The sequence below is a fragment of the Pseudomonas sp. GW821-FHT09A09 genome (assembly GCF_059418405.1).
In genome coordinates, this window is record NZ_JBWKPU010000010.1 from 107,224 (window position 1) to 133,184 (window position 25,961).

A 25,961-nucleotide genomic window follows, 5' to 3' on the forward strand; every position below is an offset into this window, starting at 1 on the left:
GTTGCAGCCGGAAGCGACCGGCTGCAATGGGGCGATTCAACCTGAATGTTTGTATCCGACGACGACAGCTATCCGTTGTTTCCACGCGCGTACCTCTTCTATGTTTGAGGCCGTCAATGCACTCGAGTGGCTAGCGCATCTTGCCCCTTCAGATCAAACCGAAAGACTCATGTACTTGGGGACAGTCAGTGCCAGCGCGACGGCAGCCAAAACAAGCGGTAAAAACGACACCCACAACACCGTGTTCCAGCCATAAGCCGACAGCAACCCGCCCGACGAAAAAGACCCTATCGCCATCACGCCGAACACGATGAAATCATTGAGCGATTGAACGCGTGCCTTCTCTTCGGGCCGATGGCATTCCAGCACCAATGCGGACGCGCCAAGGAAACCGAAATTCCAACCCAGCCCCAGCAGGATCAGCGACCCGTCAAAATGCATCACCTCGATCCCGCCAAGTCCGACTGCGGCAGACAGCCCGGTTAACGCCAGGCCGGCCACTGCAACGCCAACGGCGCCGAACCGTGTGATGAGGTGGCCGGTGAAGAAGCTGGGCGCGTACATTGCGATGACGTGCCATTGCAGCCCCAGGTTGGCCGAGGCCTGCGAATGCCCGAAGAGGTGCATGGCCAGCGGCGCTGCCGTCATCAGGAAATTCATCAGCATGTAGGACACTGCACCGCAGGTCGCCGCAGCGATGAAGCGCGGCTGCCGCGCAATCAGCCCGAGTGGGCGCCCTCCTCCAAGCTCTTCAGCCGTCGGCATCGGCAGCTTCACACCCAGCAGGATGAGTGCTGAGATCGCCGCGACGGCGGCTTGCACCATAAAGGTGGGGGCGAACGGGTACAGCGGCCAAATGTCCATCGTCCAGGTCACCAACTGGGGCCCCACCACCCCCGCGAGCACGCCCCCCGCCATGACAAGCGACAGAGCCCGTGCACGTCGTAATGGCTCGACACCGTCGGCGGCCGCGAAGCGGAACGACAACACAACTGCCGCGTAGCTCCCGCCCAAGAACGTCGCCAGGCAAAACAACCAGAATGAACCGACAATGACGGCGAGCATCGCCAATAACCCCGTGAGTACACCCGCGCCCGCGCCTGCCAGAAACGCAGCGCGCCGCCCATACCGGCGTGCCAGAGCGCCCATCGGGAAAATACACGCCGCCATGCCTACCACGAAGATGGAAATGGGCAACGTTGCCAGCGCAGGTGCAGGAGCGAGCGTGCTGCCCACAATCGCTCCCGTGGCGTAAATCACCACGGCATTCGCCCCCGCCAGCGCCTGAGCGATGGACAGTCGACCTATGTTCGAGCGTTGCACGCGCTCCGGCAGCAAAGAGGGTGGGCCGGCGGGTGGCGCTGTGTTGAGGTTGTGGTTCTTCATGGGTGTCGAGTGCCCATCTCACGGTCATCATCGCGCGTCGATGGACGCGCAATGGCGTGATCACCTGCGAGGGTCAATACCATGCGGAATTTGACGTCGCCGGATTTCATCCGTTGGTAGGCTTCATTGGCTTGTTCGAACGGTATCACTTCGATCCTTGAGCGCACACCGACCAGCACGCTGAAATCGAGGGTCTTTTCGTTTTCATAGGGTGAGCCGGTGATCGAGCCCAGCAGGCTGCGCTCACCCACGACCAGGTGGCCGGCAGACACCGGCAACGGGTCCTTGCCCGCGCCCAGCAGCACAAGACGGCCTTGTGGCGCGAGCCCTGCGATGAGCGTCGACACGGCGGCAGGGGCATTGATCGTGCTCACGATGGCCTGCACGCCCCCCATTTGCTTGAGTGTCGCCGCCGCGTCTTCCGTATGAGTGTCGATGTAGACATGGGCACCCAAGTTGAGTGCGTCCTCGGCGATATCACTGCCGCGCCCGATGGCAACCACGCGAAAGCCCATGCGGCGCGCGTACTGCAAGGCCATGTGCCCCAGACCGCCAATACCGAAGATGGCAACCGTATCGCCCGCCTGGGCGCCGCATTTCTTCAGTGCATTGAACGTGGCGAGACCGGCGCAGAGCAACGGCGCGGCTTCCTCGGCAAGGAGTTCGTCAGGAATCGACACTAGCCCTGAGGCTCGTGCCAGCATCATTTCGGCATAACCACCATCGCAGGTAGCGCCGACGAAGGGCTGGTGTTGGCACAACTGAAAGTGCCCCTGGCGGCATTGCACACATTCGCCGCAAGGCCCGCCCAGGCGACCCACGCCGACACGCTGACCGACCTTCCAAAGAGACGGAACATGCTTGCCTAGCGCCGCGATACGGCCGACCACCTCATGGCCTGGCACGCGCGGCGGCTGCAGAGCAGGGTCTGCCCCTTCGATGTCACCCACATCGGCGCCACAAATACCGCAGGCCTCCACCGCAATCAGTACCTGCCCAATACCAGGCACTGCTGTTGGACGGTTAACCAGCTCCAGAAAACCCGGTCGGGTGACTTGCATGGCACGGTATGTAGCGTTCATAGCCCTCACTCCTAAAAAGATGAAAAACGGCAACGCGTCGGTCCGAAGCAACGGCGAATGCGGCCTTGCCTTGCGATCTCAGGTCAACGCTTCGAAGAATTCAACGCAGGCGCAGCAGCACGTTCAACCAACGCCTTCACGCCCAGGCCAGCGGCCTCGACGGCCCCGGCCAAATAGCCCGAAAACTGCGGCGACCACTCGCTGGCGATACCTGTCAGGCCCCCCTGCCAAGGTCCCGAATTTGCCTTAGCTGAGGGCGCCCGGGCATGCTGGGCCGGCGCATTGACATCGACAGCAGTGGCCGTGAACGGGTCTTGCGCCCAGTCCTTGATGGCCTCGGCTTTAGGTGTAGCCGCCAGAGGGCCAAACATCCGGACGAGTTGCGCACGGCAATGTCTGCGCAATACCTCTTCGGAGACCGTGCTACGCGCGTGCGCCGGCACACCCAGGAAGCCAAACAGCGCCGCGCTGCCACCCGGCATGGAGGCGTCATGGATTTCCCCCATCGGCCCACGGGCACTGCGGCCTTCCCCGGACAAGCCCTGCTCGCGCCAGAACGGCGTGTCATAAATGGCGACATACTTGGCTTGGGGCGCCATCCACGTCGCCGTCTCACGCCATTCCCGGACCAGCGCTGCCGGCAAGGCCGGTTCAAAGACGATGGTGCTTTCCACCAAACGAGGCGGCAGCGCCAGCAAGACATGCTCGGCCTGCCAGGCACTGACATCGCCAGTGGCGTCTACGCTTTCGAGCTCGATGTGGCCGTCGTGCTTGCGAAGTCGGCGCACCGCGTGGCCCATGATGATATTTGCTGGGCTCAGTTTGTCGCGCAGTGCTTCGATCAAGCTCCCCATTCCACCGACCAGACGCATGGACGCGGGCGAGTTCACGTAGCCACGCATGCGCACAGGGGGCTCCTGGGGTGAACGCTCCACCACCATGTTGCCCTCCTCGAATTGCTCGAACCGCTCCAGGCCCAAGGCATCCACCAGCCGGTCAAGCTCCCGTTGGTAACCAGGCCAGAACCAGGTGGGGCCCAAGTCGAAGCGGTCGATTGCGTGGGTATTGGCGGCAGTGTGGGTGACGGCCTGGCCGGTGGCGTCGATAGACCCGATACGACCGCCGAGGACCTCCCTCCCCTCCAGCAACACATAATTCGTGATGCCCTGGCGCTCCAGCAGGTTCGCGGCGTACAGACCGCTCAAACCGCCGCCAATGACAGCGATGCGTACCGTGTACATGGTCATTCCCCTGTTGCTACATCGGGCAGGTGGCCCGTTTTGAGGTACACGGTGGCGCCTTTGTCGCCAGCGTGGAGACTCGCAGACTGGCCAGCGGGCAGGCGCAGCCAACTGCCGCGCTCGTAGATCTGCCCCTCCAGCGTCACGTGGCCTGTCAGCACCAGCAGTTCAGCGCCATCAGGCGGCGTCTTGAAAACCGCGTCATGCGGTGCCAGACGTTGCAGAGAGACCTGCTCCGTTTCATCACAGAACAATGCGCAAACCTCGCGCTGGCCCTCCCGACTCCACGCGGCAGGGTCACGGGTATCAATGCGCACAGGGCGCTGCTCGCTTCCCCGCATTTGTTGAAGCTTGACGAAAATGACGGCACCCTCGGCACTGGAGGGTTGGTGGCTGGAGCCGGGAGGATTGCGCAAATACCAGCCTTCCGGGTAGTCCCCACTCCCGTCGGAGAAGGTCCCCGACAACACGAGAATCTCCTCTCCCCCGGGATGGGGATGGCGAGGAAAACTGGAGTCAGAGGCATACCGCACAAGGCTGGTGGCGCGGGCTTTTTCCGCGCCCACGCGATCCAGCATCACGCGCTCGACGCCATCCTGGGGTGAAGCTACCCATTGGCACTGCTGGGACGCAACGATGGCGCGGCGCGTGAAATCGGCATTGATCAGCATGAGGGTTATCCAAATGAGACAAAGACACCGGCCACCCCGTCCGTGGGGGGGCGGTCCTTATCGATAGGGTTTACTGAGTGGGCAACTGTTGATAGGCCTCGACGACGCGTGCCGAGTACGTGAGTGCAGCACCCGCGTTAAGGGCAATCGCCACACCGAGGGCCTCGGTGATTTCTTCAAGCGTGGCACCGTGCTCGACCGCCTTCTTAGTGTGAACGGAAATACACCCGTCGCAGCGCGTGGTCACAGCCACCGCCAATGCGATCAGTTCGTGGATCTTCGGCTCCAGATGCCCCGTTTTGACAGCCGAGTTGTCGATCATCACCAGGCCACGCATTACGTCGGGGCTTTGTTTGGCGTAGTCACCCACACGCTCCATCAGGGAGTCACGGTAGCCATTCCAGTCTTGCATCATGGTCTTTCTCCAAAACAGATTGAAGCCAGGTGTGGGGTCACGCCTGGCAAGGAACTCAGTACGTCAGCAACGCTTGTAGCCGCGCAGGTCAGTTACGGCCGGCCATCACACCGCCATCGACGTCCCAGACCGCGCCAGTGACCCAACCCGCCTTGTCCGAGAGGAGGAAGGCAACCACTTCGACCACGTCCTGAGGCGTGCCCACACGGCCAATCGGGTGGAAGCTATTAAAGCCTTGCAGCGCACTGTGCACTTCGGCTTTAGGAATGAAGCCTTCGTAGATAGGGGTCTGTACTACGGCAGGCGACACCGCGTTAACACGGATGTTCTTGCTGCCTAGTTCCATCGCCAAGTGTTGGGTCAGTGAGTGCAGGCCCGCCTTGGCCATCGAGTACGCCGACGACGGTGTGGCTGCGATCGCCTGTTTGCCCCACATAGAACCAATGTTCACGATCGCGCCCGGGCGGTTTTTGGCGACCAGGTTGGCGGCAACCTTTTGCGTGATGAAGAAGGTCGCTTTGTTGATCGACATGTACTGGGCGTAGTCAGCTTGCGAATGCTCCAGGAATGGCTTGGGGAAGAACACGCCTGCGGCGTTGACCAGCAGGTCGATATCCGAATGCTGCTCGTCCAGGGTTTTGATTAGCGAAGCGACGGCGGCGTCGTTGGACAGGTCGGCGGTCAGTGCCCACACCTGGCCCAGTTCAGCTAATTCCCTGCGGGCTTCTTCAGTTTTTTCCGGGTGGTTGCCCACGATGACCACGCTGCCGCCCTCGGCCAGTACGGTGCGCGCCGTCTGCAGGCCCATGCCGCTGGTGCCACCGACAACCAGCAGTTTCTTGCCCTTGAATTGATTGCTCATCTTGAAATTCTCTCTGTGCGCCCGCCGCCTGGCAGGACTTAAGTGGAAGAAAAACTATTGGTTTCAATGGTATTCACGAGCCTATGCCCTCACCCATCAAACAGATGATTAGCTGGCATGGAGGTGATTTTTCTCTTCTTCACGGCTGCAGACAAACGAGATAAAGTGTCAATCCCTGAAAGAAAAACTTTATCACCGTGAAATCACCGGTCCATCTGAACGCCCTGCGCGCCTTCGAGGCCAGCGCCCGCCATCAGAGCTTTTCTGCGGCGGCGGTCGAACTCAACGTCACACCCGCGGCGGTCGGTCAGTTGGTACGCACGCTGGAGGAATGGCTCGGTAGCCCACTGTTTGTGCGCGGCAACAGTGGCCGGGCAAGGCTTGTGCCTACGGAAGTGGCCGAGCGCGCGCTGCCCGACATCCGCGCAGGTTTCGACAGGCTGACGCTGGGGATGGAGCGACTGCGGGAAAGTTCGATCACCGGCGTATTGACCGTGGCCGTGAGCCCGGCGTTTGCCGCCAAATGGCTGCTGCCTCGCATCGAGCGCTTCCAGGCGGTTTGCCCCGAAACAGACGTGCGCCTGGATACCAACCTCAAACCGGTGGATTTCGTCGCGCAGCGGATCGATATCGGTGTGCGTTATGGCACGGGGCGGTGGCCAGGGTTGAGCGCCGAAAAACTGATGGATGAAGAGGTCTATCCGGTGTGCTCACCACAATTGCTGCGCGAGCACTCGCGTTTGCAAAAGCCCAATGACTTGGCGCAGGAGATGTTGATTCACGACCTCTCAATGGATAGCCATACCGGTTTTCCAAGCTGGGAAACCTGGATGCAGAAAGCCGGGGCGAAAGACACCCGCTCCATGCGGGGCATGCAAATCAACAATTCCGCCGCCGTGTTGCAGGCTGCGGTTGAGGGGCACGGCGTCGCACTTGCACGCAGCGTCATGGCCCACGACGACCTGGCAAGCGGACGGTTGGTGCGGTTGTTTCCAGACATCAGTGTTGCATCGGAGCTGGCCTACTACGTCGTTTATCGACCTGAGTGTGCGAGCTTGCCCAAGTTGGCGACATTTCGGGACTGGTTGTTGGCAGAGGCACAACAGACGGTAAATCACGAGCTTTGAAGATGATTTCCGGGGTCCGCGTGCCTTCCATACGGCACGACTTCGTTTCCTTTCGTTTTAGGGCCAAGCGCCCCTACCCAGCCCAACGTAACAAATAATTTCTAAAGTAGCTTTCATTATGAAAGTCACCATGCAATATTATGAATGTAATATTGTTCATTTGGTGCGGGTGATCATGATGAAGAAAGCCAGTTTTCAGTCCATGCCTTGTCCGGTCGCCCGTGCTCTAGAGCACATTGGTGATGGCTGGAGCCTGTTGATCCTGAGGGACGCGTTCTACGGATTGCGCCGCTTCGATGAGTTTCTTGCCAGCCTCGGCATCGCTTCAAACACGCTGACCCGCCGCTTGAACACGTTGGTGGCCAACGGGTTGCTGGAGCGGCACTCGTACCAGAACAACCCGCCGCGCCATGAGTACCACCTCACCGAATCCGGCCGGGACCTGCGGCAAGTCATCCTCACGCTGATGGCCTGGGGTGCGCGGCATGCAGAGGGCTCGAACAAGGTGTTTCTCGCCGACGAAGCCACTGGGCGCCCCGTGGCACTGGGGTTAATGGACACCAACACTGGCAAACCCATCACCCGCGATGGCCACCGAGTGCATGTTGCCGCCGATGCCGAGACGTTGACGCTATGGCGCGCGCGAACCGGCCGCGCCTATGCCGACAAAGATCAATTGGTCAGCCCCTTCCCCCACTAATTTTGAATGAGGTCATTTCGCCATGGACGCTCCAGTCAGCGCTGTGCCCGAACCCGCAAAACCATCCCGGCGCAAACAGGCAGTGCGGCTGGGTTTGCTGACCCTCGCTGTGGCGGGCGGCGTGTGGTACGCGAGCCACTGGTGGCTGGTCAGTCGATTTGTTGAAGACACCGACGATGCCTATGTGGGCGCGGATGTGACGGTGATCAGCGCCAAGGTGCCCGGCTATATCAGCGAAGTGACGGTGCTGGACAATCAGTTCGTGCATGCTGGCGACGTATTGGCGCGCATCGACGTGCGCGACTACCGCACCGCCCTGGCCAAGGCCGATGGCGCCGTGGCCGCGCAACAAGCCAGCCTGGCCAACCTGGATGCCACCGAACAACTGCAACTGGCGGTGATCAACCAGGCCAAGGCACAAATCGACGCCACGGACGCCGAGTCGCAACGGGCCGGCGATGATCAAACGCGGTACCAGAACCTGGTGCGCAGCCAGGCTGTGTCGGTCGAAAGTGCACAACGGGTCAACGCGGTGTGGAAGACCGCACGCGCCGACCACTCCCGGGCGCAAGCCGGGTTGATGGCCGCACGCCGGCAAATCGACGTGATTGAAACCCAGCGCGGCCAAGCGCGTGCGGCACTGCAACAGGCGCAAGCCGAACGCGACCAAGCCCAACTGAATATCGGCTACACCGAACTGCGAGCACCGGTGGACGGGTATGTGGGCAACCGCCGCGCCCGGGTCGGAGCCTACGCCGCGGCCGGCAGCCAACTGATCTCGGTGGTACCGGCAAAAGGGCTTTGGGTAGACGCCAACTTCAAGGAAGACCAGTTGGGGCGCCTGCAGATCGGGCAAAGCGTGAGTATCCGCGCCGACATCCTCCCCGGCCGTGAATTCCACGGGCACATCGAGAGTCTGGCTCCCGCCACCGGTGCGCAGTTCAGCGTGTTGCCGCCAGAGAATGCGACCGGCAACTTCACCAAAATCGTGCAACGCGTGCCGGTACGTGTGCGGCTCGACAGCAGCGACGCCGAATTCGGCGCCCTGCGCCCAGGCTTGTCGGTGATGGCCAAGGTCAACACCCAGGAGGTGTTCGACGACCAGGCCAGCGCACTCAAGGCCCAGCTATGAGCAGCCCGTTACCCACCCTCAGCACCGCGCAAAAGGTCGCGGCCTTCGCCACCATGTGCGTGGGCATGTTCATCGCCCTGATCGACATTCAGATCGTGTCCGCCTCGCTCAAGGACATCGGCGGCGGGCTGTCTGCCGGAGCGGACGATACGGCGTGGGTGCAGACCGCCTACCTGATCGCGGAAATCATCGTGATTCCCATGTCGGGCTGGCTCTCACGAGTGATGAGCACGCGCTGGCTGTTCGCGGCCTCGGCGGCGGGGTTTACCCTGACCAGCCTGCTCTGCGCGCTGGCCTGGAACATCCAGAGCATGATCGCGTTTCGCGCCTTGCAGGGGTTTCTGGGGGGCTCGATGATCCCGTTGGTGTTCACCACCGCGTTCATGTATTTCAACGGCAAGCAACGGGTGATCGCCGCGTCTACCATCGGCGCCATCGCGTCCCTCGCGCCCACGTTGGGCCCGGCTGTCGGCGGCTGGATCACCGACATTTCCTCCTGGCACTGGCTGTTCTACATCAACCTGCTGCCCGGCCTGTTTGTGACCTTTGCCGTGCCGATGCTGGTTAAGGTCGACCGCCCCAACCCGTCGTTGCTCAAGGGTGCCGACTACATCGGCATGGGCTTGATGGCGGTGTTTCTCGGCTGCCTGGAATACACCCTCGAAGAAGGCCCGCGATGGAACTGGTTCAGTGACAGCACCATCGCCACCACTGCCTGGATCACCGCCATCAGCGGCGGCCTGTTTATCTGGCGCTGCCTAGAAATCAAGGAGCCGATTGTCGACCTGCGCGCTCTGTGGGACCGAAACTTCGCCCTGGGCTGCCTGTTTTCGTTCATAACCGGCATCGGTATTTTCGCCACCATCTACCTCACGCCGCTGTTTCTTGGCCGAGTGCGTGGGTATGGCTCGCTGGATATCGGCCTTGCAGTGTTTTCCACGGGGGTGTTCCAGTTGCTGGCCATCCCGGTGTACGCAGTGCTGGCCAGCCGTTTCGACTTACGCTGGATCCTGATGTTCGGCTTATCGCTGTTCGCCCTGTCGATGTGGGACTTCTCCCCCATCACCCACGACTGGGGCGCCAAGGAGCTGCTGTTGCCGCAAGCCATACGCGGGTTCGCCCAACAAATAACCGTGCCACCCGTGGTGACCCTGACCCTCGGTGCACTGGCCCCCGACCGGCTGAAACTCGCCTCCGGACTATTCAACCTGATGCGTAACCTCGGCGGCGCCATCGGCATCGCCGCTTGCGCTACGGTGCTCAACGACCGCACCAACCTGCATTTCCTTCGCCTGGCCGAGCACCTGAACATCCAGAACGAATCCATGAATGTCTGGCTTGATCAGCTTTCGGGTAACGCTCAGTTGCTTGGGCAAAACAGCCTGGATGCGAGCCAGTTCGCACTGCATCAACTGTGGGCGCTGACATGGCGTGAGGCGCAGACGCTGACCTATGCCGACGCGTTCCTGATGATCATGGCGTGCTTTGTTGTCGCGGTGTTGCTGGTGCCGTTGATGCACAAGGTGCAGCCACCGAAGCAGCCGTCCGCGAATGCCCATTGAGTTTAAACGACAGGAGCCGCCACGCATCAGGCGCTCAGTAACGTTGCATCGTCCGGCCAGCGAGAACGCTGCGGCCCAACTGGAGAAATATCAGTGAATCTAGTCAATGAAGTTGCACCCGGCCTATCCGGACTTGAAACCCTCCAGGCTTTGATTTCAGCCGGGGGACGACCGCCGATTGGCGATTCGCTCGACTTCACGTTTGTCGAGGCAGGTGACGGGTGGGCGGTCTTTACAGGCACGCCCGGCCTGCATGCTTACAACCCGATCGGCACGGTCCACGGCGGGTATGCTGCAACGCTGCTCGACTCGGCATGCGGGTGCGCCGTTCACTCAACGCTTTCAGCCACCCAGGCCTACACAACCCTTGAACTGAAAGTTTCATACTTGCGCCCCATTACCACTGAGACAGGCCCACTGCGCGCAGAGGGCCGTGTCATCTCGGTCGGCCGGCGGGCGGCGTTTGCCGAGGCTACCTTGAAGGGCCCCGACGAGCGCATCTACGCAAGCGCTACCTCCACGTTGCTGGTGATGGAGCGCCCACAAAAAGCATGATGATCAGGCACTGGCCGGGATGTCCGTCGATGAAGCGAGAGCCTTCTGATCCGCAACCGCCGCCAACCGATCAGTCAACGACTTGAAGAGGATGCCCCAAGAGTCGGAGCCAAGAACAATCCGTTTCGGTGCAGGTTCGTGATCGACACTGTCGAGGATTATTTCCGACATCTTCGCCGGGTCTCCGAGAGGCTGGCGCGAGGTATCTTTGATCATCATATGCACCATCCCGGCCGGAGTGTCCTTGTAAGCAGCGAGAGGCTTACCGAGCTGTGCACCACCGAAACGGAAATTGGTGCGTGCGCTGCCGGGTTCAATAATCGTGACGCCGATCTTGAAGGGTGCAAGCTCGATGGACAAAGAATCCAGAAAACCCTCCAGCCCCCATTTGCTCGCGTGATAAAGAGAGCCACCGGGCAGCACTGCCTGCCCGCCAAACGTCGAAAGGCCGATGATTCGGCCGCCCCCTTGCGCACGCAAGTGAGGCAAGGTCGCGCGAATCAACATGATTGGACCAATCAGGTTTGTCGCCAGTTGATGGTTGACCTGTTCGTCGCTCAGCTCTTCCGCTGCGCCAAACAAGCCATAGCCTGCATTGCTGACAATGACATCGATCTTGCCAAGCGCACCGAAAGCGTTGCTCACCACTTGTTGGATGCCGACGGTGTCCGTCATATCCAAGTGGGCGAGCCACAGTTGATCGCCATACTTGTCCTTGAGATCGCTCAGTGCTTCCATCTTGCGCGTGGTACCTGCCACCCGATCACCGCGGGCGAGCAATTGCTCTGTCATGACGCGGCCGAAACCGCTGTTGACGCCAGTAATAAACCAAGTGCGCTGTGTCATGGGTGCCCTTTTAGACGAGTAGTCGTTCAATGAGTAGGCCCACCGCAATCATCGCGAAGGGCGTGCTGTCCGGTGGCTCTCCCCCGGTACACCTGCAAGATAACGCTCTAACTCCAGATTATTAATGCTTGATCCTCTGCATTACTTGCGTCATCGTCTGAGCATGCACAGCGATCCCCTTTCAGAGTTCCTACATTTCGTGAACGCACGATCCGTCATGTCCGGCGGACTGGTGGCAGGCGGTGCCTGGGCGATAGCCATCCCAGCGCCGGACACGATCAAGTTCTGGGGGGTGGCTCGCGGCAGCTGCTGGCTCTCGTTCGATGACGAAGCGACGCCCATCCTGCTGGAGGAAGGTGATGTGTTTCTCTCTTCGAGGCCTCGCTCGCTCACCCTCGCCAGCGACCTTGGCGCACCGCGAGTGGACCTCGGCGATGTGATCAAGAATCGCGTAGGCGCAACGGTCCAGCTTGGCAGTGGTGATGACTGCTATGTGATCGTTGCAGGTGTGGAACTTAGCTCTGACTACGATCGGCTGTTTCTGGACGCCATCCCGGCAACCATTCACGTGCGGGGCACGTCGCGTCAAGCGCTAAAACTTTCCTGGTTGATGGATGACCTTATTCAGGAGCGCGAAGACAATTCACCGGGCTCTGGCGTTGCCTCTGCACAGCTTGCCCACCTGATGTTCATCCAGACTCTGCGCGCTCATTTTGTTACTGAAGCCCCCCTGAACCCGGGGTGGTTGAGGGCCGTGACCGACAAGCGCATTGCGCCGGCGCTTCGATTGATGCACGGCGATCCCGGCTATCCCTGGCAACTCGAAGCATTGGCGAAGGCAGCCGCCATGTCGCGAGCGACGTTCGCATTACACTTCAGAACGGTCGCCGGTGTCGCCCCAATGACCTACCTGACCCATTGGCGCATGCGACTCGCAGAGCGTGTACTGCGCGAGACGCGTGCCTCCATCGGGGACATTGGACGGTCTTTCGGATATACATCCGAGAGCGCCTTCAGCAGCGCCTTCAAGCGCGTTACCGGCCGATACCCTCTGCATTTTCGACGATTGATGGCGCAATAACCGGCTTGACCTTGAGTCCTGGAGCAAGGCGTACGAGCAGGATTCTCATAATGCTCACTCAACCTTCAACTGCGCGCTCCACGTTGCAGGTGTCCCCAGTTCAGAATCTACCAATTGGTTTGCGTATCGGTCGCGCTCCCCCGCTGCGCCCGCAGAGCGGTCTGTGATGGAAAACAGGAAGATACCGATGAATGCTATCGACATGGAAAATAGAGCCGGGTACTCGTATGGGAACCAGGCTTGCGGATGGTGCAGTATCTTGACCCAAACGGTAGGGCTGAGAATGCACAAGGTGATTGCAGATACCAGTCCCAAGGAACCGCCCACCACTGCGCCGCGTGTTGTCAGGCCTTTCCAGTAAATGGACAGCAGCAGCACTGGAAAATTGGAGCTGGCAGCGATGGAGAACGTTAAGCTCACGATAAAAGCGATGTTCTGTTTTTCAAACGCGATGGCCAGAAGAATCGACAAAACGCCCAGCACAATAGTGGTCACACGTGACACCAGCATCTCTTCACGATCATTCGCCGCGCCGCGACGCAAGGCATGTGCATAGAGATCATGTGAAACAGCAGATGAGCCGGCAAGGGTCAGCCCCGCCACGACCGCTAATATCGTCGAAAACGATACCGCGCACATGAAGCCAAGAAACACCTCGCCGCCGACATGGTGTGCCAGATGAATCGCAACCATATTCACGCCGCCCAATATTCCGCCTGACTGATCGTGATAGTCGGGGTTGCCTGCAACCAATGCGATGGTGCCAAAACCAATGATCACAATTAGCGCATAGCCGATGCCGACTAAACCCGTCGCATAAAGAATGCTTTGGCGTGCTGCCTTCACGTTGCCTACGGTAAAGAAACGCATAAGGATATGCGGAAGGCCTGCCGTACCAAACACAAGTGCCAAGCCCAGTGAGATCGCGGACACAGGATCACTTATCAACCCACCGGGGCTCATGATTGCCACATGAGAGGGATGGACACGGATTGCTTGAGTAAACAGCTGATTCAAACTAAAGCCGAATTCGGCCAAGACCATGACCGCCATGAAAACGCTGCCGGTCAGCAGCAATACTGCTTTGATAATCTGAATCCAGGTAGTGGCCAACATCCCGCCAAAAAAAACGTAGATCACCATGAGCGTGCCTACAAGCAGCACGGCTGCCGTGTAATCAAAGCCGAACAACAGCTCCACCAGCTTCCCGGCGCCTACCAACTGAGACACCAGGTACAGAAGAACAATGACGATCGAGCTGGATGCCGAAAAAGCGCGTATAGGCCGTTGCTTCAACCGATAACTCAGCACATCCGCGAGCGTATAACGGCCCAAATTGCGCAAGGGCTCTGCAATCAAAAACAGGATGATTGGCCAGCTTGCAAGAAACCCAATTGAATAAACCAACCCATCAAAGCCGTTGGTAAACACCAGTGCTGATATACCAAGCAGCGAGGCGGCGGACATATAGTCCCCGGCGATGGCCCAACCATTCTGGAACCCGGTGATTTTTCCACCGGCAGCATAGTGATCTGCGACGCTGTTGTTTTTGCGTGCAGCCCATCGCGTAATAAATAGCGTGAATATAACGAACGCTAAAAACATACCAATGGCTAAATAACTATGTTGTTGTGCGGCGATGGAGGGCTCGGCTGCCTGTGCCACCACTGAAGTAACAACGGCTGTGGCTCCAATGAGTAGACGCTTCATGTGTGAAAGATCCTGATGATTTTTTTTATTTTCGGGTCATAACAGGTCGTAGTGCGCCATACATAGATGGCCACCAGCAGCGTGGTGAAGGCAAACATTCCAAAGCCGACAGGGATGCCCCAGGTAATGGGCTGCCCTTCAATAATCGGAGTGCCCAAACGTTCGGGCATAAAGGCCAGGGAAAGGATGAATCCAAAATAGACCGTCAACATGAGAAGGCTCATGCTCCACGAAAATCTGCGACGCTGTTTGACCAGCCCACGAAAGTCGGGGCTGTCGAGTATCGGACTCCTGATGGCGTTTTCCAACTGATTGGCAGACACGGCCGGGTCACCGTCTTGCGGATATAGAGCTTGCATAGGAATCTCCTGCAGAAGGGCTTACGACCGAATTAAAAGCTCACAGGCACGGCAGTTTCACGCATGACGGCTTCCGGAGTCCTATGCAACTCAGCCATTTCGCGCTCTTCTTCATTTTTCAGTTGCGCTTGCATATAGGCCCCCAAGTGCCGCGCATGCTGAACAATCGACGTCCCGAATTGGCAGCGCTGTTCGCTGAAGTCTGCCAATGCGAGCTCAACAGATGCATGACGCTCCAGTGCTTCCACAATGGCCAAAGCATCGCCGGCAGCCTTGGTAACACCCATGCCGCAGTGAGGACGCACTACAAACGCGGCGTCACCGATTAAAGCAATACGGCCGAAGTTCATCTTCGGAACTTCAAGATCGTAAATCGGCTGAAACAGCGGTTGAGACGCCTTTCTTACGACTTCGGCAAACTGGGGAGCCAGCAAGGTATCGGCTGCCTTGTACATAGCATCAAGCACGTCACCGCGTATCAGCCCGGGAGGAATTCCGCCTTCAAATTGTTTACCGCTTTCATCCCTCAATAAGTCGCGCAAGGCATCGTCGTCGCACGCGCGATACCACACAAAGTTGTAGCGACGCTGGCCTGCAGCCGTACTATTGGAATGCCCGGCTACGGGGTAGCCCAGAATTTGCTCTTGAGGCGGCAAACAAAATGCAAACTTGTCGAAAAGCGCCGTGTGAGTGGCGTCGCAGAGCGCACTTTCATCAACCAGTCCGCGCCAGGCAACATACCCGGCATATTGCAGGTGCACGTCTGGTAAAAAATGCTGGCGAATGGTCGAGCGAAATCCATCCGCGGCGATAATGAGATCGGCCTGGTGGGTTGTCCCGTTGGCCAACGTGACACTGGCGTGCGTCGGAGTACTTTCGACCGAGATGACATTGCCACCGCAGCGGTACTGAGGATCTGGAAAAGCCGCGCGAAGCACCTGGTACATCTTCCCCCACGCGGTCAAAGTCTGCGGGTGTGCCGTCTCAAGTACGACGCTACCGCCCTGCGCCAGGGTAACGCGTGAATGCACATCGATACCGATGGAAGTGTCGAGAGGAATACCCGCCACTGCCATCGCCTCGTACAACTCAGGGTGCGTCACGATGCCGGCGCCACGTCCGGCAAGCTCATCCGGCACGCGCTCGAAGACCTCTACATCCCAACCTTTGCGCAATAGCATATTCGCTGCAAACAGCCCTCCCAGAGAACCACCCACAACAATAGCCCGGCGCTTGTTCGAAGAATGAGTCATGACCGCTCTCCTCCCATGGCCGCCACATGGTCTGCATAAGAACCGACCGCTTGAATTTCCGATGCCGGAAAATTGAGCTCGATGGTCACGCCTGAAGGGTCTTCGATAAACACCTGATGAAGGCCAAGACTGGGAACGGTGCGGTCACGCCAAGCAACCCCTTCGGCTTTGAAAACGCTCCAGAAATCGACCAGGCCGGTGACCAGAAACGCAATATGGTCGACGGTACCGGTGCCGGTCTGCAGGATTTCTTTATCACCCAGGTATTGCTTGAGGCCTTCGGGGTTATTCGGATCAATCCCGATAATGTGAACCGTGCCGTAATCCTTCTCGTCGCCGCCCATGTACAGCCAGACGCCGGGAAAATCGAACGGCGGCCGGTAGCCGGGAGTAAACCCAAGCACTTTTTCATAAAATCGGCTCGATTTTTCCAGATCGAACGAGCGTATTGAATAGTGAGCGAGCTTCAAGACTTGCATGATGCCTCCAACGTTTTGTGTTTATTTATCACCCGATAAACAATAGAGCTTCACGAATTTGAAGTAAATAGGTTGGGGGGCATATTTTTGTGCGCGCAATGCTGCGTGCCGCCGATTCGGAAGGCTTATCAGGCGGGTATCAGGGAGTTTTCTTAGCGCGAAAGCGGGGGGCGCGCCATCCATCACCCTTTGCGCAAATCGCCAAGGAAAGTAATGACAGCCAGTAATGCAGACGTCTAAAAGCAGTGTTCAACGCCGCACAGGGGCGGCATCGCTGTTCAACTCAAGAGTGGATGTCGAGCGCGTCGCTATCCAGTTGTTGCAGGGTGTGAGGGCTGCCGTTGAGGAACGCGTCGACCATTTGCTTGATCAGCACGTCTATGTCCTCAGTCACGGGAAGATCGTAGATCCACTTTCGAACGCCCACGTAAAAAATACTGGCGTGCAAACTCCAGATCAGTTCGAGTTCGCTTTCACTGATCGTCGCACTCGCTGACGGCGCCAGACCATGCGCGTGGCGAATTTCCGCGATAACGGGAATGAAGACCCGCTCGCGCAATTTGGCCAGATAGCGATCATTGATACCTTCGCGAGTCAAACCGGCAAACACGAAGATACGAATCCATTCTCGTCGCAGGATCACCTGGGCATAAGCGGTATAGAAACGCACCAAGCGAGACTGAAGACCTTCCGAGCGGTCTTTTATGATGGACTCCCAAGCGTCATCCCACTGATAGACCTCATCGTATACGCGGTCAATCAGTGCTTCTTTGCTGGGGAAGTATCGGTAGAGCAGCGGTTGGGTGACGTCAAGTTGGCGCGCCAGTTCGCGCGTACTGCCCGAAAATCCGCACGTCGCAAAATGCTCTATCGCCTTCTGCACGATTTGCTGTTCTCTGACTTCGGGCGACAAACGCCGTGCGGTCGATTTGACCACAGCGGCTGTCTGCGCCACCTTGCCGGAGGCCTTGTTGTTGACCTTTTTTGAGTCTTGCATAACGCCTCGCTCGAGCTGATTGAGGCATCATACAAAACAAAAGAATGCACTGGCTATGAATGGCCAGGCTCTCTACCGATGGGGTTCAACGTTCACGCGCCAGTTCAGGCATGATCTGCCAGAGCGGGGTAATCGGTGTAACCCGTCGCATCGCCACCAAAGAACGTGGCGCCATCAGCCGGATTCAACTGCTGGTTTGCCTTGAAACGCGCTGGGAGATCGGGGTTGGCGAGGAAGTTACGCCCGAATGCAATGATGTCCCCTCGCCCACTTTCGAGTGCAGCCTCGGCAGTCTTTTGATCGTACCCACCGGCGAGCATCAGCACACCGCTGTAACTCTCACGAAGCTGCTTGATGATCGTGTCCCAGCGCGGATCGAAGTTTTCATCTCGCTCGATGCCCACAATGACCGGTTCGACCAGGTGCAGATAGGCCAGATTCATCGTGTTGAGCTGCGTCACCACATAACCGAATGTCGCTTCTGGTGTCGCATCTCCCATGCCCATGAAACGCCCCATGGGCGTCAGGCGTACCGCGACACGGTGAGTCCCCACTTCCTCAATCACTGCCTGAGTGACTTCGAGCAAAAGTCGAGCACGATTCTCAATACTCCCTCCGTAAATATCATCACGCTTATTGCTGTTGGAATCGATGAACTGGTCTAGCAGATACCCATTGCCAGAATGGATTTCTACGCCATCCATACCCGCCAGTACAGCATTACGCGCGGCAACACGGTAGTCCTGAATAATTGACTGGATACCCTCGATTGTCAGGGCCTGTGGTACTGGAACGTCACCCCAGACGCCATTGCCTTCTTCATCAATAATGAATGTCTTGCCGCCCTCTACACTCAAAGCACTCGGCCCGACCGGCAATCCACCGTTGGGTTGAAAACTGGGATGGGAGATACGACCCACGTGCCAAAGCTGCAAGAATATCGTACCGCCTTCGGCATGAACGGCATCGCTGACGGCCTTCCATCCAGCAACTTGCTCGGGCGTGTAGATACCTGGAGTCCAGGCGTAACCTTGACCCTGCTGTGAAATTTGAGAAGCCTCTGTGATGATTAGCGCGGCGCTTGCACGTTGACGGTAATACTCGACATTCAACTGCGTCGGCACGTTACCTGGTTGACCGGCACGCGAGCGCGTCAGAGGAGCCATCGCGATACGATGCTTGAGAGTGTGAGTGCCAATTGTAATGGGGTCGAAAAGTTTCATAGGCGTTCCTGTAGATAAGCGGGCTACGCCGCGCATGAATAGGTTTCAGGCGTGCAAGGTAGCGGCGCTGTCTCAACAGGAGAATCGGTGCGATCTGCAACACAATCTTGCGCAATGCGCAAAGCACCCTGCGGATCTCGACATGCGCGGTCAGAGAAGAATTTCTGATCGATTAAATGCCTCCTATCAACTGCACCAACAGACGCGCTGATACCGTTTAAGGAGTGTTATGGACAAGCTGCTGGCCCTGAAGATGTTCGTGCAGACCGTCGACTCCAAGGGCTTTTCATCTGCGGCCAGACAATTGGGCCTGGCAACCTCTTCGGTAACGCGAATGATCGATGGGCTGGAAGCCGAACTAGGCGCTGTATTGCTCAATCGCTCAACCCGTCAAGTCACCTTGTCTGACGCGGGCTCCGCATATTATTTGAAGGCTCGGGAAATTCTGAGTGCCATGGCTGACGCTGATGCGTCGGTCACGGATCGGGGTGATGCACCTACCGGGCAATTACGTATTTCAGTGCCTGTCGCGTTTGGACGACGATTGATCAGCCCTCATATCGGTGCATTTCTACAGCGCTATCCAGACCTTGAATTAGATATGACCTTGTCGGATGACATCGTCGATTTGCTCGGTGAGCGTATCGATCTTTCTATCAGACTGGGAACAGCAGCAACCATGGACGGAGTGGTCAGCCGCGCCATAGGTACGTTTCGCCGAAAAGTAGTCGCCAGCCCCGAATACCTGGACGTACGCGGCTTTCCAAAGCAGCCAACCGACCTGTTGCAACATGACTGTATGCGCTTCAGCTATGGCCCTCAGCAGCAGGTCTGGACCTTTCAGGAAGACAGTGGGGAGGTCCGCATATCGGTTGATGGCCGGTTCAAAAGTAACAATGCCGAAGTCTTGCGCGAAGTCGCACTGGCAGGCGGTGGCGTGGCACTGTTGCCTGACTGGCTCGTCAGCGAAGATATCGAAAGCGGAAGGCTGACGTCCTTGTTTGAATCTTTTGTGGTCAACCCCAATAGCGCGAGCTCGGCCATCTCAGCGCTCTATCTGCCCAATTATCGAGGCTCTAGAAGAGTCAATGCGTTCATCGAATTTCTAAGCGAATTGCTTTGATCAGATGACGTGGCAAAGCGCGCCATTCCACTCGGGATGCCTTTAGTAAAGCCAAAATGATCGAAACCCTGTAATCGAGCCGGCACTCCCGAATGTGCGTCTATGATTCAATCAAATACTCATCCGCTTTATTTATCGATCGAACATTAACGTTGCATTTGCTCCATCACTGAGAATACGATTCCATTTTCTGCGCCGGGGTGTCTGCAATGAAATTCCTTTTCAAAAATGAGTCTTTTTCTTTCGAAACCCTCAGAACCGCCGGTTTTGCTGGCTACAGCGGTGCTGATTTGGGCGAAGTACTTATGACAGCTAAAGCCATTCCAGAAGGAAACGAAGAAGCATGGCTACGGGAGTGGGAAGCCACCGCGGACCGTGTTGCGAGATTGGCAGAGCATTCTCTGGCGCGTGGCCACCGAGTCAGCGCCCGTGAAGCTTTTTTCAGAGCGGCTAATTACTACAGGACGGCCGAGTTTTTCAAACGCGCCAACCCTGAAACGGATAAAGACGTTGCGCGAATCAGTAACGCCTCGCGTGAGGCATTCATTTCGGCAGCACAGCTTCTGGATACCCCCTTCGAAATAGTATCCATCCCTTATGAGGGAACGACCCTTCCGGGGTACCTTTTCCTGGCTGATCATTCGGGCAGTCCCAAACCCACAATCATCTATAACAACGGCTTTGACTCCACTCAGGAAGAGTCCTATTACGCAATCGCCGCAGCGGCGCTGTTACGTGGGTATAACGTGTTGGCGTTTGACGGCCCAGGCCAGGGATCGGTTATTCGCGATCAGCGAATTCCCTTTCGGCACGACTGGGAGGCGGTGATTACGACTGTCATCGATTTTGCATTGACGCGTGCGGAAGTGCTCGCCGACAAGATCGCATTGTTCGGATACAGCCTTGGCGGCTACCTGGTCGCGCGTGCTGCAGCGTATGAGCATCGCGTCGCTGCAATCATCCTGGATGACGGGCTTTATGATTTTAATTTTGCGTTTAGAAACGCACTCCCTTCTTTCCTGACCACATGGATCTCGAACAAGCAGGACAGCCTCGCGGAACCGTTGCTGAACCTGGCCAGACGCCTGAACACGGGCAAGCGATGGGCACTTGATAACGGCAAATGGACGTTTGGCGTTACCTCCGGCGCCGAGTTTATCCGCATGACCAGACAGTACACGCTGAAAGACTGCGCTCACTTGATCAAGGCTGCCACCTTGGTATTGGACGCCGAAAACGATCAGTTTTTAAAAGGGCAACCCGAGCAGGTGTATGCGGTATTAACCTGCCCAAAACATCTGGCTCTACTGCTGACCTCCGAAGGTGCCGGGGAGCATTGCCATATGGGGGCGATGAGTCGCGTTCATCAGACTATTTTTGATTGGCTCGACGAAACATTTGCATGAGGGTTGAACGCGCAAAGAGTGATGAATGATTGATGAGTAAAGCACCCACCACAGCACTGAACCCTGTCATCTGGCTGCTTGCATTGGGCACCTTCGCCATAGGAACAGACGTCTTTGTAGTCTCCGGCGTATTGTCACTCATGGCACAAGACCTGAGCACCAGCCTCGAGTCAGCGGGCCTTACAGTCACCGCATACGCCCTCACTTACGCCTTGGCCGCGCCATTGATAGTGCCAATGACTGCAACACTGAACCAACGGCGTGTGTGTATCTCAGCACTGGCCATGTTCGCTGTCGGCAATTTCCTTTGTGCCCTGGCTCAATCCTATGAACTGCTGATGGTCGCCCGTGCCATTGCAGGCATCGCAGCAGCGCTGTACACCTCAACCGCCTATGCCCTGGCCACCGCTCTTGCGCCAGCCAATCGCAAGGGTGCGGCCCTGTCCGCCGTTGCATTGGGATTGACTGCGGCCGCGGTTTTTGGCGTTCCAATCGGCGCGGCCATTGGCCACGCGATTGGCTGGAGAGCTACATTCTGGCTCGTGGCGACCCTCTCGGGGGGGCTGTATTTGCACTTTCATGTCGTACGTTTGCAAACCAATCACACCTGAATACGAGTCGGCTGACTTACGCAGCACGATTTGCGCCCCTTATACGGCCAACGGTTCTGCTGGCCTTGCTGCCCAGCTTGCTTTGGAACACCGCAAACCTGACTAGCTACACGTATTTGGGCGCCATGCTTGCAGAGCGTCATGATCCTCAGACAGTGATTTTTTTGTTCTTCGTATACGGTGTCGGAGGGCTGATCGGTAGCCAGTTGGGCGGTCGTCTTCTCGACCGTTTTGGCGTAACAACACCTCTCGCATTTTGCTTGGCTATCGCAGCCATCAATCAAGCCATGATGCAGATAAGTGCGACTTCTACGTTAACTACCGCATGTGCATTAGCCATATGGTCGATCACCGGTTGGGCGACCTTCGCTCCTCAACAGGCACGCTTGATCAACCTGGCGCCGCAAAATAGCGCCCTTCTAATTGCACTGAATCATTCCGTCATTTACATCGGCTTTGCGACTGGAGCAGCCATCGGCGGTGCCGCTATCGCGCGTGGAATTGATGTTTCACAACTGCACTGGATCACTAGCGTACTTCTGCTGGCTGCGTTGCTGATATTTTTGCTCGGAATAAAGCGGGAAATAGCTGAACCAAGGTTGTTGAGTGGAAGGAGCAGAAGCTGATTAAAATTAAGAAAATCGGGAGAGAGAGGATGGCTCTGCAAAACAGTTATCTAGCTTCTCTTAGCTACGGGCCTAGAAAATCAGGTGTGGGCTCATTGTAGTGGTCTAATGAAACCGGACACCCATTTAGGCGAGAATGCTCGCCATAGAGAGGTGTCCGATGACCAAGCAACGTCGTTCCTTTACGCCCGAGTTCAAGCGCGAAGCTGCAAGTCTGGTGCTCGACCAGGGCTACAGCCATATCGAAGCTGCCCCTCCGCCTGCATCAAGCGCCCGACTCGATTTCGCCCGCATGCCTTTCCCAGTTCACGTAGGTCATCGTGAATTTTGCGGTAGCCGTATACACCTCCGCTTTCTAGCCAAGCGTGTTTGATCAAGCCAAGCAGACGTTGATCTTCTTTTGCTCGGGTAGTTTGGCCGACGCTCTGGAAAGTCAAGTAATGCGATGCCCTACCTCACGCCTTCGGCTAATCACCTGGCTAGCTGAATGCATCAAAAGTGCTCCGGAGATCGCACAGGCCGAGCGGAATCTACCCAGCCTGCCCGAAACGTTGATATCGGCATACGCAACGTGGATTCACCAAAGTGGCGAGAGCTAGTCAGGCACAACGATCGCCTGGTGCCGAGCCACAGGCCGCTTTGTCTCGCTATCTAACCCGCAAGAGCCTCCCGGATTAGATTAACCAATTAGCCGCATCCGGCATCGACTTTGGAATGGTTCAACTCCATTACATCCACCTCCTCACGCTGAGCCGGTGATCGATCAGTAACGATTGGCCTGAGCTATCTGTGCAGTAGAGGCATCAATTTTCGTGATATCATTTCGCCACAGCATAACTAAGCCCTGCTAATAGATAGCGGCGTCTCCAAAACACTCTATTGCCCGAATGATACCCAATTCAATGAAGACAAAAAAGGCATCTCCGACGGAACCCGTCACAGTTTGTTTCTACCATGACCCTTATCCCAACTTTAACAAAAACTCACACGATATCGTCATCACACCTAAGCTGAGCAATCGAAAAGACACAAAGTTTGGAATGGGGTGCGCAATCTACTTCAGGACATATGACGGCGCATACGAGAGTTTCAATGGGCACTGCGCCATCCAAGGAAACAACAACCTGAATGAGTTTTTCAACAGCGTATTACAAAGTCATGAGCCTATTGATGCCCGCTCGCTCAAAGTACCGTTCAGAACTTTACTTTCCGACAGCAAATCTTACAATCTTCTGCACAACATCTTCGGAGCCAAGCGGGCACGAGAGCTATTAACAGCCGCTCAAGACATCGCTGTGGCGACTGGGTTCCATGTATCCTGGCGCGGTTTCACCTCTTCTTCCGAATTTTCTTTGGGCTTTATCAGATCAAGCGAAGCTTATTTCGCCTTCCGTCGGGCAAAGAGAATTATCCAAGGATTGAGCATCAAAGTAGCGGATGCCCGCCAGACCTTCAGCGCCGCTTTAATAGGAAAAGGGCCGAACGTTACGTTCAACTTTCTATTCGACAAGTCAAACTTCTTCAGAGGACGAATTTCAGTCATAATCGGCCAAAACGGATCAGGTAAAACTGCATCGCTTGCAAAGCTGGCGCGCGGCTTGGCGGATACAAAAAATAAGAGCGTAGAGATCACCAATCGCCCAGATCTTAATCAGGTTCTGGCCTTCATTCACACCTCATCACGCCGCCAGTTTACACCTGCTTCAGAAGCAGGCATGGGTAGAGCCCGGATATTCACGTTTAACCCCGCTACGCCCAAAAAATATGACTCAGTGCCTATGACACAACTGCTGGTCGATGTCGCCCGCAGTCTTGGCCCCATGTATAAATCATTGGACATTTTTCGAGAAGTCCTCGCCGCTGAATTCCCAAATCTTCAGCTATACATTCCGATCGACCACCCGAACAATAACGAGCCCAACTCTAACAAACGAGACGGTCACGCCAATTTTGAAGATTGGATGAGGGGTGGAGAATTCAGCCAGCTGAAACAGATCGCACAGATTGATCACTCCCGTCCAATTAAGTTTGTCGACGAGCGAGGCAGCGAACGACCCCTGAGTTTGGGACAGCAGTCATTCATTAATTTTTGCCTGATAGCGCTTGCAAACGCTGGCCCTTCTTCCGCGTTTATCATTGATGAGCCTGAAAACTTCTTGCATCCGAACCTTATTTCAAGGTTCATGCGAACGCTCAATAAAATCCTAGAAGCAACACAGTCCATAGCAATTATAGCGACCCATTCACCATTCGTAGTTCGCGAAGTCCAAAGCGCTCAGGTGCATGTCATGTGGGAGTCAGAGGGGTTAATAAAGGTGAGCCACCCTCGCCTCCAAACCCTGGGGGCAAACGTTGCGTCCATTTCTAATGAAGTGTTTGGCGACGATCTTCCCATGCACCTTTATGAGGAGCTCGTCGTTCATGCCAAAAATCAGAGCAGCACATTTACCGAGGCCTTGCAAAAGTATTCGGGTGAGCTAAGTACTGAAGCGTTGATGCTGCTTCATAAAAAAATGGATAGCGAAAATGCGTAAGATCCCGCTACCCGTCGTAGATGACATTGAAAACTTGCAGCTTCTTGAAGCTTCAAAATCCGATAATGCGCAAGCCATCGTGGCGCACATGCCAGCTATGAGAGAGCGGTTTGCGGAATACGATCGAGGCTGTGGTAATCCGTGGCTGGTTGATGTTGATCAGCAATTTGAGGATAAGAAAGCCCATTTGCAACATCTCTACACAAGCCCACCCTTGGCGTTGGGTTTTATAGAGCAATTAAGATATTCGCTGGCGGGCGCCTGTCCGGTGTGCGGAGGGCGAGGTGTTGGCACCCTCGATCATTACCTGCCAAAAAGCTTTTATGCGGAGTTTTCTTTCTACTCAAAGAATCTGGTGCCTGCTTGCTTCAACTGCAACACGAAGAGAGGCAACCTCACCAAAGGTGCGCTTGACGGCGAACGCCCTATTCACCCTTATTTCGATGCCTTTGCAGAGCGCAGAATCATGCTCATCGTGATCTCACCTCCTTGGAAGGCACCAGAGGTCAATGCTATCCCTTATGATGTCACGGGCGCTGAGCTGGTAACTGCAAAGTGGCACATCGACAACATTATCGTGCCAGCAGGTTTTCACAGAGAAATCCGCGACCTATGGGGTTCAATACTTCTCGACCCTTACGCTTATTTTGATGACCCGACCGACATCAATGCTGTGATCAGGGTCCTGCAGCGCTGGCAGAGGGTTGAGGAGGCATCCGACCGCTCCCTCAACGGATGGCGATCCTGTTTCATACTCGGTCTGAGCATGAATTTGGAAGCCCTGCAATACATAGCAGCACTTCCTCCCGCAATTCCCCGTCCTTGACGTCCGTGACGCAGCGGGAGCATCTCCCGCTGCGATGATTTGCGAACGTCCAACACCAGCTTATCTGCCCCAGGGTTTTCAGCAAGCCTATTTTCTGCCCTTGCGAGCTCCCGGATAGGGTCACGAAAAAGCCCTAAAAATGACAGGCTGACCG

At 56.7% G+C, this 25,961-nt stretch carries 25 protein-coding genes and 2 pseudogenes; 13 read left to right on the top strand and 14 right to left on the bottom strand.

Translation table 11 applies throughout. From position 1 onward, the window contains the following. Positions 1–153: 153 nt before the first annotated feature. The 6 genes from AC07OV_RS11170 to AC07OV_RS11195 form a co-directional block, all read right to left on the bottom strand. Positions 154–1,386, bottom strand: coding sequence for an MFS transporter (locus tag AC07OV_RS11170; protein ID WP_494996986.1), 1,233 nt, complete (start codon positions 1,384–1,386; stop codon positions 154–156). Further along, positions 1,383–2,468: an alcohol dehydrogenase gene (locus AC07OV_RS11175; RefSeq protein WP_494996985.1), complete on the bottom strand. Its 1,086-nt coding sequence runs from the start codon at positions 2,466–2,468 to the stop codon at positions 1,383–1,385. Before AC07OV_RS11175 ends, AC07OV_RS11170 begins: the two co-directional genes overlap by 4 nt. An 83-nt stretch (positions 2,469–2,551) precedes the next feature. After that, positions 2,552–3,709 (bottom strand): flavin monoamine oxidase family protein, encoded by a 1,158-nt coding sequence (locus tag AC07OV_RS11180; protein ID WP_494996984.1) that lies wholly within the window; start codon positions 3,707–3,709, stop codon positions 2,552–2,554. A gap of 2 nt (positions 3,710–3,711) precedes the next feature. Continuing rightward, positions 3,712–4,380, bottom strand: coding sequence for a cupin domain-containing protein (locus AC07OV_RS11185; RefSeq protein WP_495092242.1), 669 nt, complete (start codon positions 4,378–4,380; stop codon positions 3,712–3,714). A gap of 70 nt (positions 4,381–4,450) precedes the next feature. Continuing rightward, positions 4,451–4,792 carry a carboxymuconolactone decarboxylase family protein gene (locus tag AC07OV_RS11190; RefSeq protein WP_494997001.1) on the bottom strand — a complete coding sequence of 114 codons (342 nt, stop codon included), beginning with the start codon at positions 4,790–4,792 and terminating at the stop codon, positions 4,451–4,453. A gap of 91 nt (positions 4,793–4,883) precedes the next feature. After that, the gene (locus AC07OV_RS11195) at positions 4,884–5,657 is read right to left on the bottom strand and encodes an SDR family NAD(P)-dependent oxidoreductase (RefSeq protein ID WP_495092243.1); all 774 of its coding nucleotides are present in this window, start codon (positions 5,655–5,657) and stop codon (positions 4,884–4,886) included. A gap of 197 nt (positions 5,658–5,854) precedes the next feature. Here AC07OV_RS11195 and gcvA point away from each other — a divergent pair, with 197 nt between their 5' ends. The 5 genes from gcvA (at position 5,855) to AC07OV_RS11220 (ending at position 10,733) form a co-directional block, all read left to right on the top strand. Next, entirely contained in the window at positions 5,855–6,784 is a 930-nt protein-coding gene (gcvA, locus tag AC07OV_RS11200; protein ID WP_178911828.1) for a transcriptional regulator GcvA, read from the top strand. A gap of 175 nt (positions 6,785–6,959) precedes the next feature. Continuing rightward, the gene (locus AC07OV_RS11205; protein WP_495092244.1) at positions 6,960–7,484 is read left to right on the top strand and encodes a winged helix-turn-helix transcriptional regulator; all 525 of its coding nucleotides are present in this window, start codon (positions 6,960–6,962) and stop codon (positions 7,482–7,484) included. A 22-nt stretch (positions 7,485–7,506) separates the two neighbouring features. Further along, positions 7,507–8,616 (top strand): HlyD family secretion protein, encoded by a 1,110-nt coding sequence (locus tag AC07OV_RS11210; protein ID WP_259174493.1) that lies wholly within the window; start codon positions 7,507–7,509, stop codon positions 8,614–8,616. Next, a complete protein-coding gene (locus AC07OV_RS11215) occupies positions 8,613–10,178 on the top strand; it encodes a DHA2 family efflux MFS transporter permease subunit (protein ID WP_495092245.1) in 1,566 nt (521 codons plus the stop codon). Before AC07OV_RS11210 ends, AC07OV_RS11215 begins: the two co-directional genes overlap by 4 nt. Positions 10,179–10,271: 93 nt before the next feature. Beyond that, positions 10,272–10,733, top strand: a complete 462-nt coding sequence (locus AC07OV_RS11220) for a PaaI family thioesterase (RefSeq protein WP_178924103.1) — start codon at positions 10,272–10,274, stop codon at positions 10,731–10,733. Between the two features lie 3 nt (positions 10,734–10,736). On the opposite strand, the gene AC07OV_RS11225 is transcribed toward AC07OV_RS11220, so the two are convergent. Continuing rightward, positions 10,737–11,579: an SDR family oxidoreductase gene (locus AC07OV_RS11225; RefSeq protein ID WP_495092246.1), complete on the bottom strand. Its 843-nt coding sequence runs from the start codon at positions 11,577–11,579 to the stop codon at positions 10,737–10,739. A 163-nt stretch (positions 11,580–11,742) separates the two neighbouring features. On the opposite strand from AC07OV_RS11225, the gene AC07OV_RS11230 reads away from it, so the two are divergent. Beyond that, positions 11,743–12,660 (top strand): AraC family transcriptional regulator, encoded by a 918-nt coding sequence (locus AC07OV_RS11230; protein WP_495092281.1) that lies wholly within the window; start codon positions 11,743–11,745, stop codon positions 12,658–12,660. Between the two features lie 54 nt (positions 12,661–12,714). On the opposite strand, the gene AC07OV_RS11235 is transcribed toward AC07OV_RS11230, so the two are convergent. The 6 genes from AC07OV_RS11235 to AC07OV_RS11260 form a co-directional block, all read right to left on the bottom strand. After that, positions 12,715–14,370, bottom strand: coding sequence for a cation acetate symporter (locus AC07OV_RS11235; protein ID WP_495092247.1), 1,656 nt, complete (start codon positions 14,368–14,370; stop codon positions 12,715–12,717). Beyond that, on the bottom strand, positions 14,367–14,729 hold the full coding sequence (locus AC07OV_RS11240) for a DUF485 domain-containing protein (protein ID WP_178903488.1): 363 nt from the start codon (positions 14,727–14,729) through the stop codon (positions 14,367–14,369). Before AC07OV_RS11240 ends, AC07OV_RS11235 begins: the two co-directional genes overlap by 4 nt. Positions 14,730–14,761: 32 nt before the next feature. Further along, positions 14,762–15,982: an FAD binding domain-containing protein gene (locus AC07OV_RS11245; RefSeq protein WP_495092248.1), complete on the bottom strand. Its 1,221-nt coding sequence runs from the start codon at positions 15,980–15,982 to the stop codon at positions 14,762–14,764. After that, the gene (locus AC07OV_RS11250; protein ID WP_494996973.1) at positions 15,979–16,461 is read right to left on the bottom strand and encodes a VOC family protein; all 483 of its coding nucleotides are present in this window, start codon (positions 16,459–16,461) and stop codon (positions 15,979–15,981) included. The genes AC07OV_RS11245 and AC07OV_RS11250 overlap by 4 nt, the downstream gene beginning before the upstream one ends. Before the next feature lie 283 nt (positions 16,462–16,744). Beyond that, the gene (locus tag AC07OV_RS11255; RefSeq protein ID WP_178903485.1) at positions 16,745–17,458 is read right to left on the bottom strand and encodes a TetR/AcrR family transcriptional regulator; all 714 of its coding nucleotides are present in this window, start codon (positions 17,456–17,458) and stop codon (positions 16,745–16,747) included. Positions 17,459–17,562: 104 nt separating this feature from the next. Beyond that, complete coding sequence (locus AC07OV_RS11260) at positions 17,563–18,681, bottom strand: alkene reductase (protein ID WP_495092249.1); 1,119 nt, start codon at positions 18,679–18,681, stop codon at positions 17,563–17,565. A gap of 229 nt (positions 18,682–18,910) precedes the next feature. Here AC07OV_RS11260 and AC07OV_RS11265 point away from each other — a divergent pair, with 229 nt between their 5' ends. From AC07OV_RS11265 to AC07OV_RS11285, 5 genes and pseudogenes are all read left to right on the top strand, one after another. Then, complete coding sequence (locus tag AC07OV_RS11265; protein WP_495092250.1) at positions 18,911–19,804, top strand: LysR family transcriptional regulator; 894 nt, start codon at positions 18,911–18,913, stop codon at positions 19,802–19,804. A gap of 209 nt (positions 19,805–20,013) precedes the next feature. Continuing rightward, entirely contained in the window at positions 20,014–21,210 is a 1,197-nt protein-coding gene (locus tag AC07OV_RS11270) for an alpha/beta hydrolase family protein (RefSeq protein ID WP_494996971.1), read from the top strand. A 32-nt stretch (positions 21,211–21,242) separates the two neighbouring features. After that, positions 21,243–21,821 (top strand): MFS transporter, encoded by a 579-nt coding sequence (locus tag AC07OV_RS11275; RefSeq protein WP_495092251.1) that lies wholly within the window; start codon positions 21,243–21,245, stop codon positions 21,819–21,821. 125 nt (positions 21,822–21,946) lie between these two features. Beyond that, a complete protein-coding gene (locus tag AC07OV_RS11280) occupies positions 21,947–22,447 on the top strand; it encodes an MFS transporter (protein WP_495092252.1) in 501 nt (166 codons plus the stop codon). 160 nt (positions 22,448–22,607) lie between these two features. Beyond that, positions 22,608–22,700: pseudogene (locus tag AC07OV_RS11285) on the top strand (transposase); the annotation flags it as partial. Here the strand turns inward: AC07OV_RS11285 and AC07OV_RS11290 are convergent. After that, positions 22,696–22,863: pseudogene (locus AC07OV_RS11290) on the bottom strand (IS3 family transposase); the annotation flags it as partial. The pseudogenes AC07OV_RS11285 and AC07OV_RS11290 overlap by 5 nt on opposite strands. A gap of 486 nt (positions 22,864–23,349) precedes the next feature. Between AC07OV_RS11290 and AC07OV_RS11295 the strand changes: the two are divergent. Both AC07OV_RS11295 and AC07OV_RS11300 read left to right on the top strand, forming a co-directional pair. After that, the gene (locus AC07OV_RS11295) at positions 23,350–24,981 is read left to right on the top strand and encodes an AAA family ATPase (RefSeq protein WP_494996970.1); all 1,632 of its coding nucleotides are present in this window, start codon (positions 23,350–23,352) and stop codon (positions 24,979–24,981) included. Next, positions 24,974–25,807 carry an HNH endonuclease gene (locus AC07OV_RS11300; protein ID WP_494996969.1) on the top strand — a complete coding sequence of 278 codons (834 nt, stop codon included), beginning with the start codon at positions 24,974–24,976 and terminating at the stop codon, positions 25,805–25,807. The genes AC07OV_RS11295 and AC07OV_RS11300 overlap by 8 nt, the downstream gene beginning before the upstream one ends. Positions 25,808–25,961 lie beyond the last annotated feature (154 nt).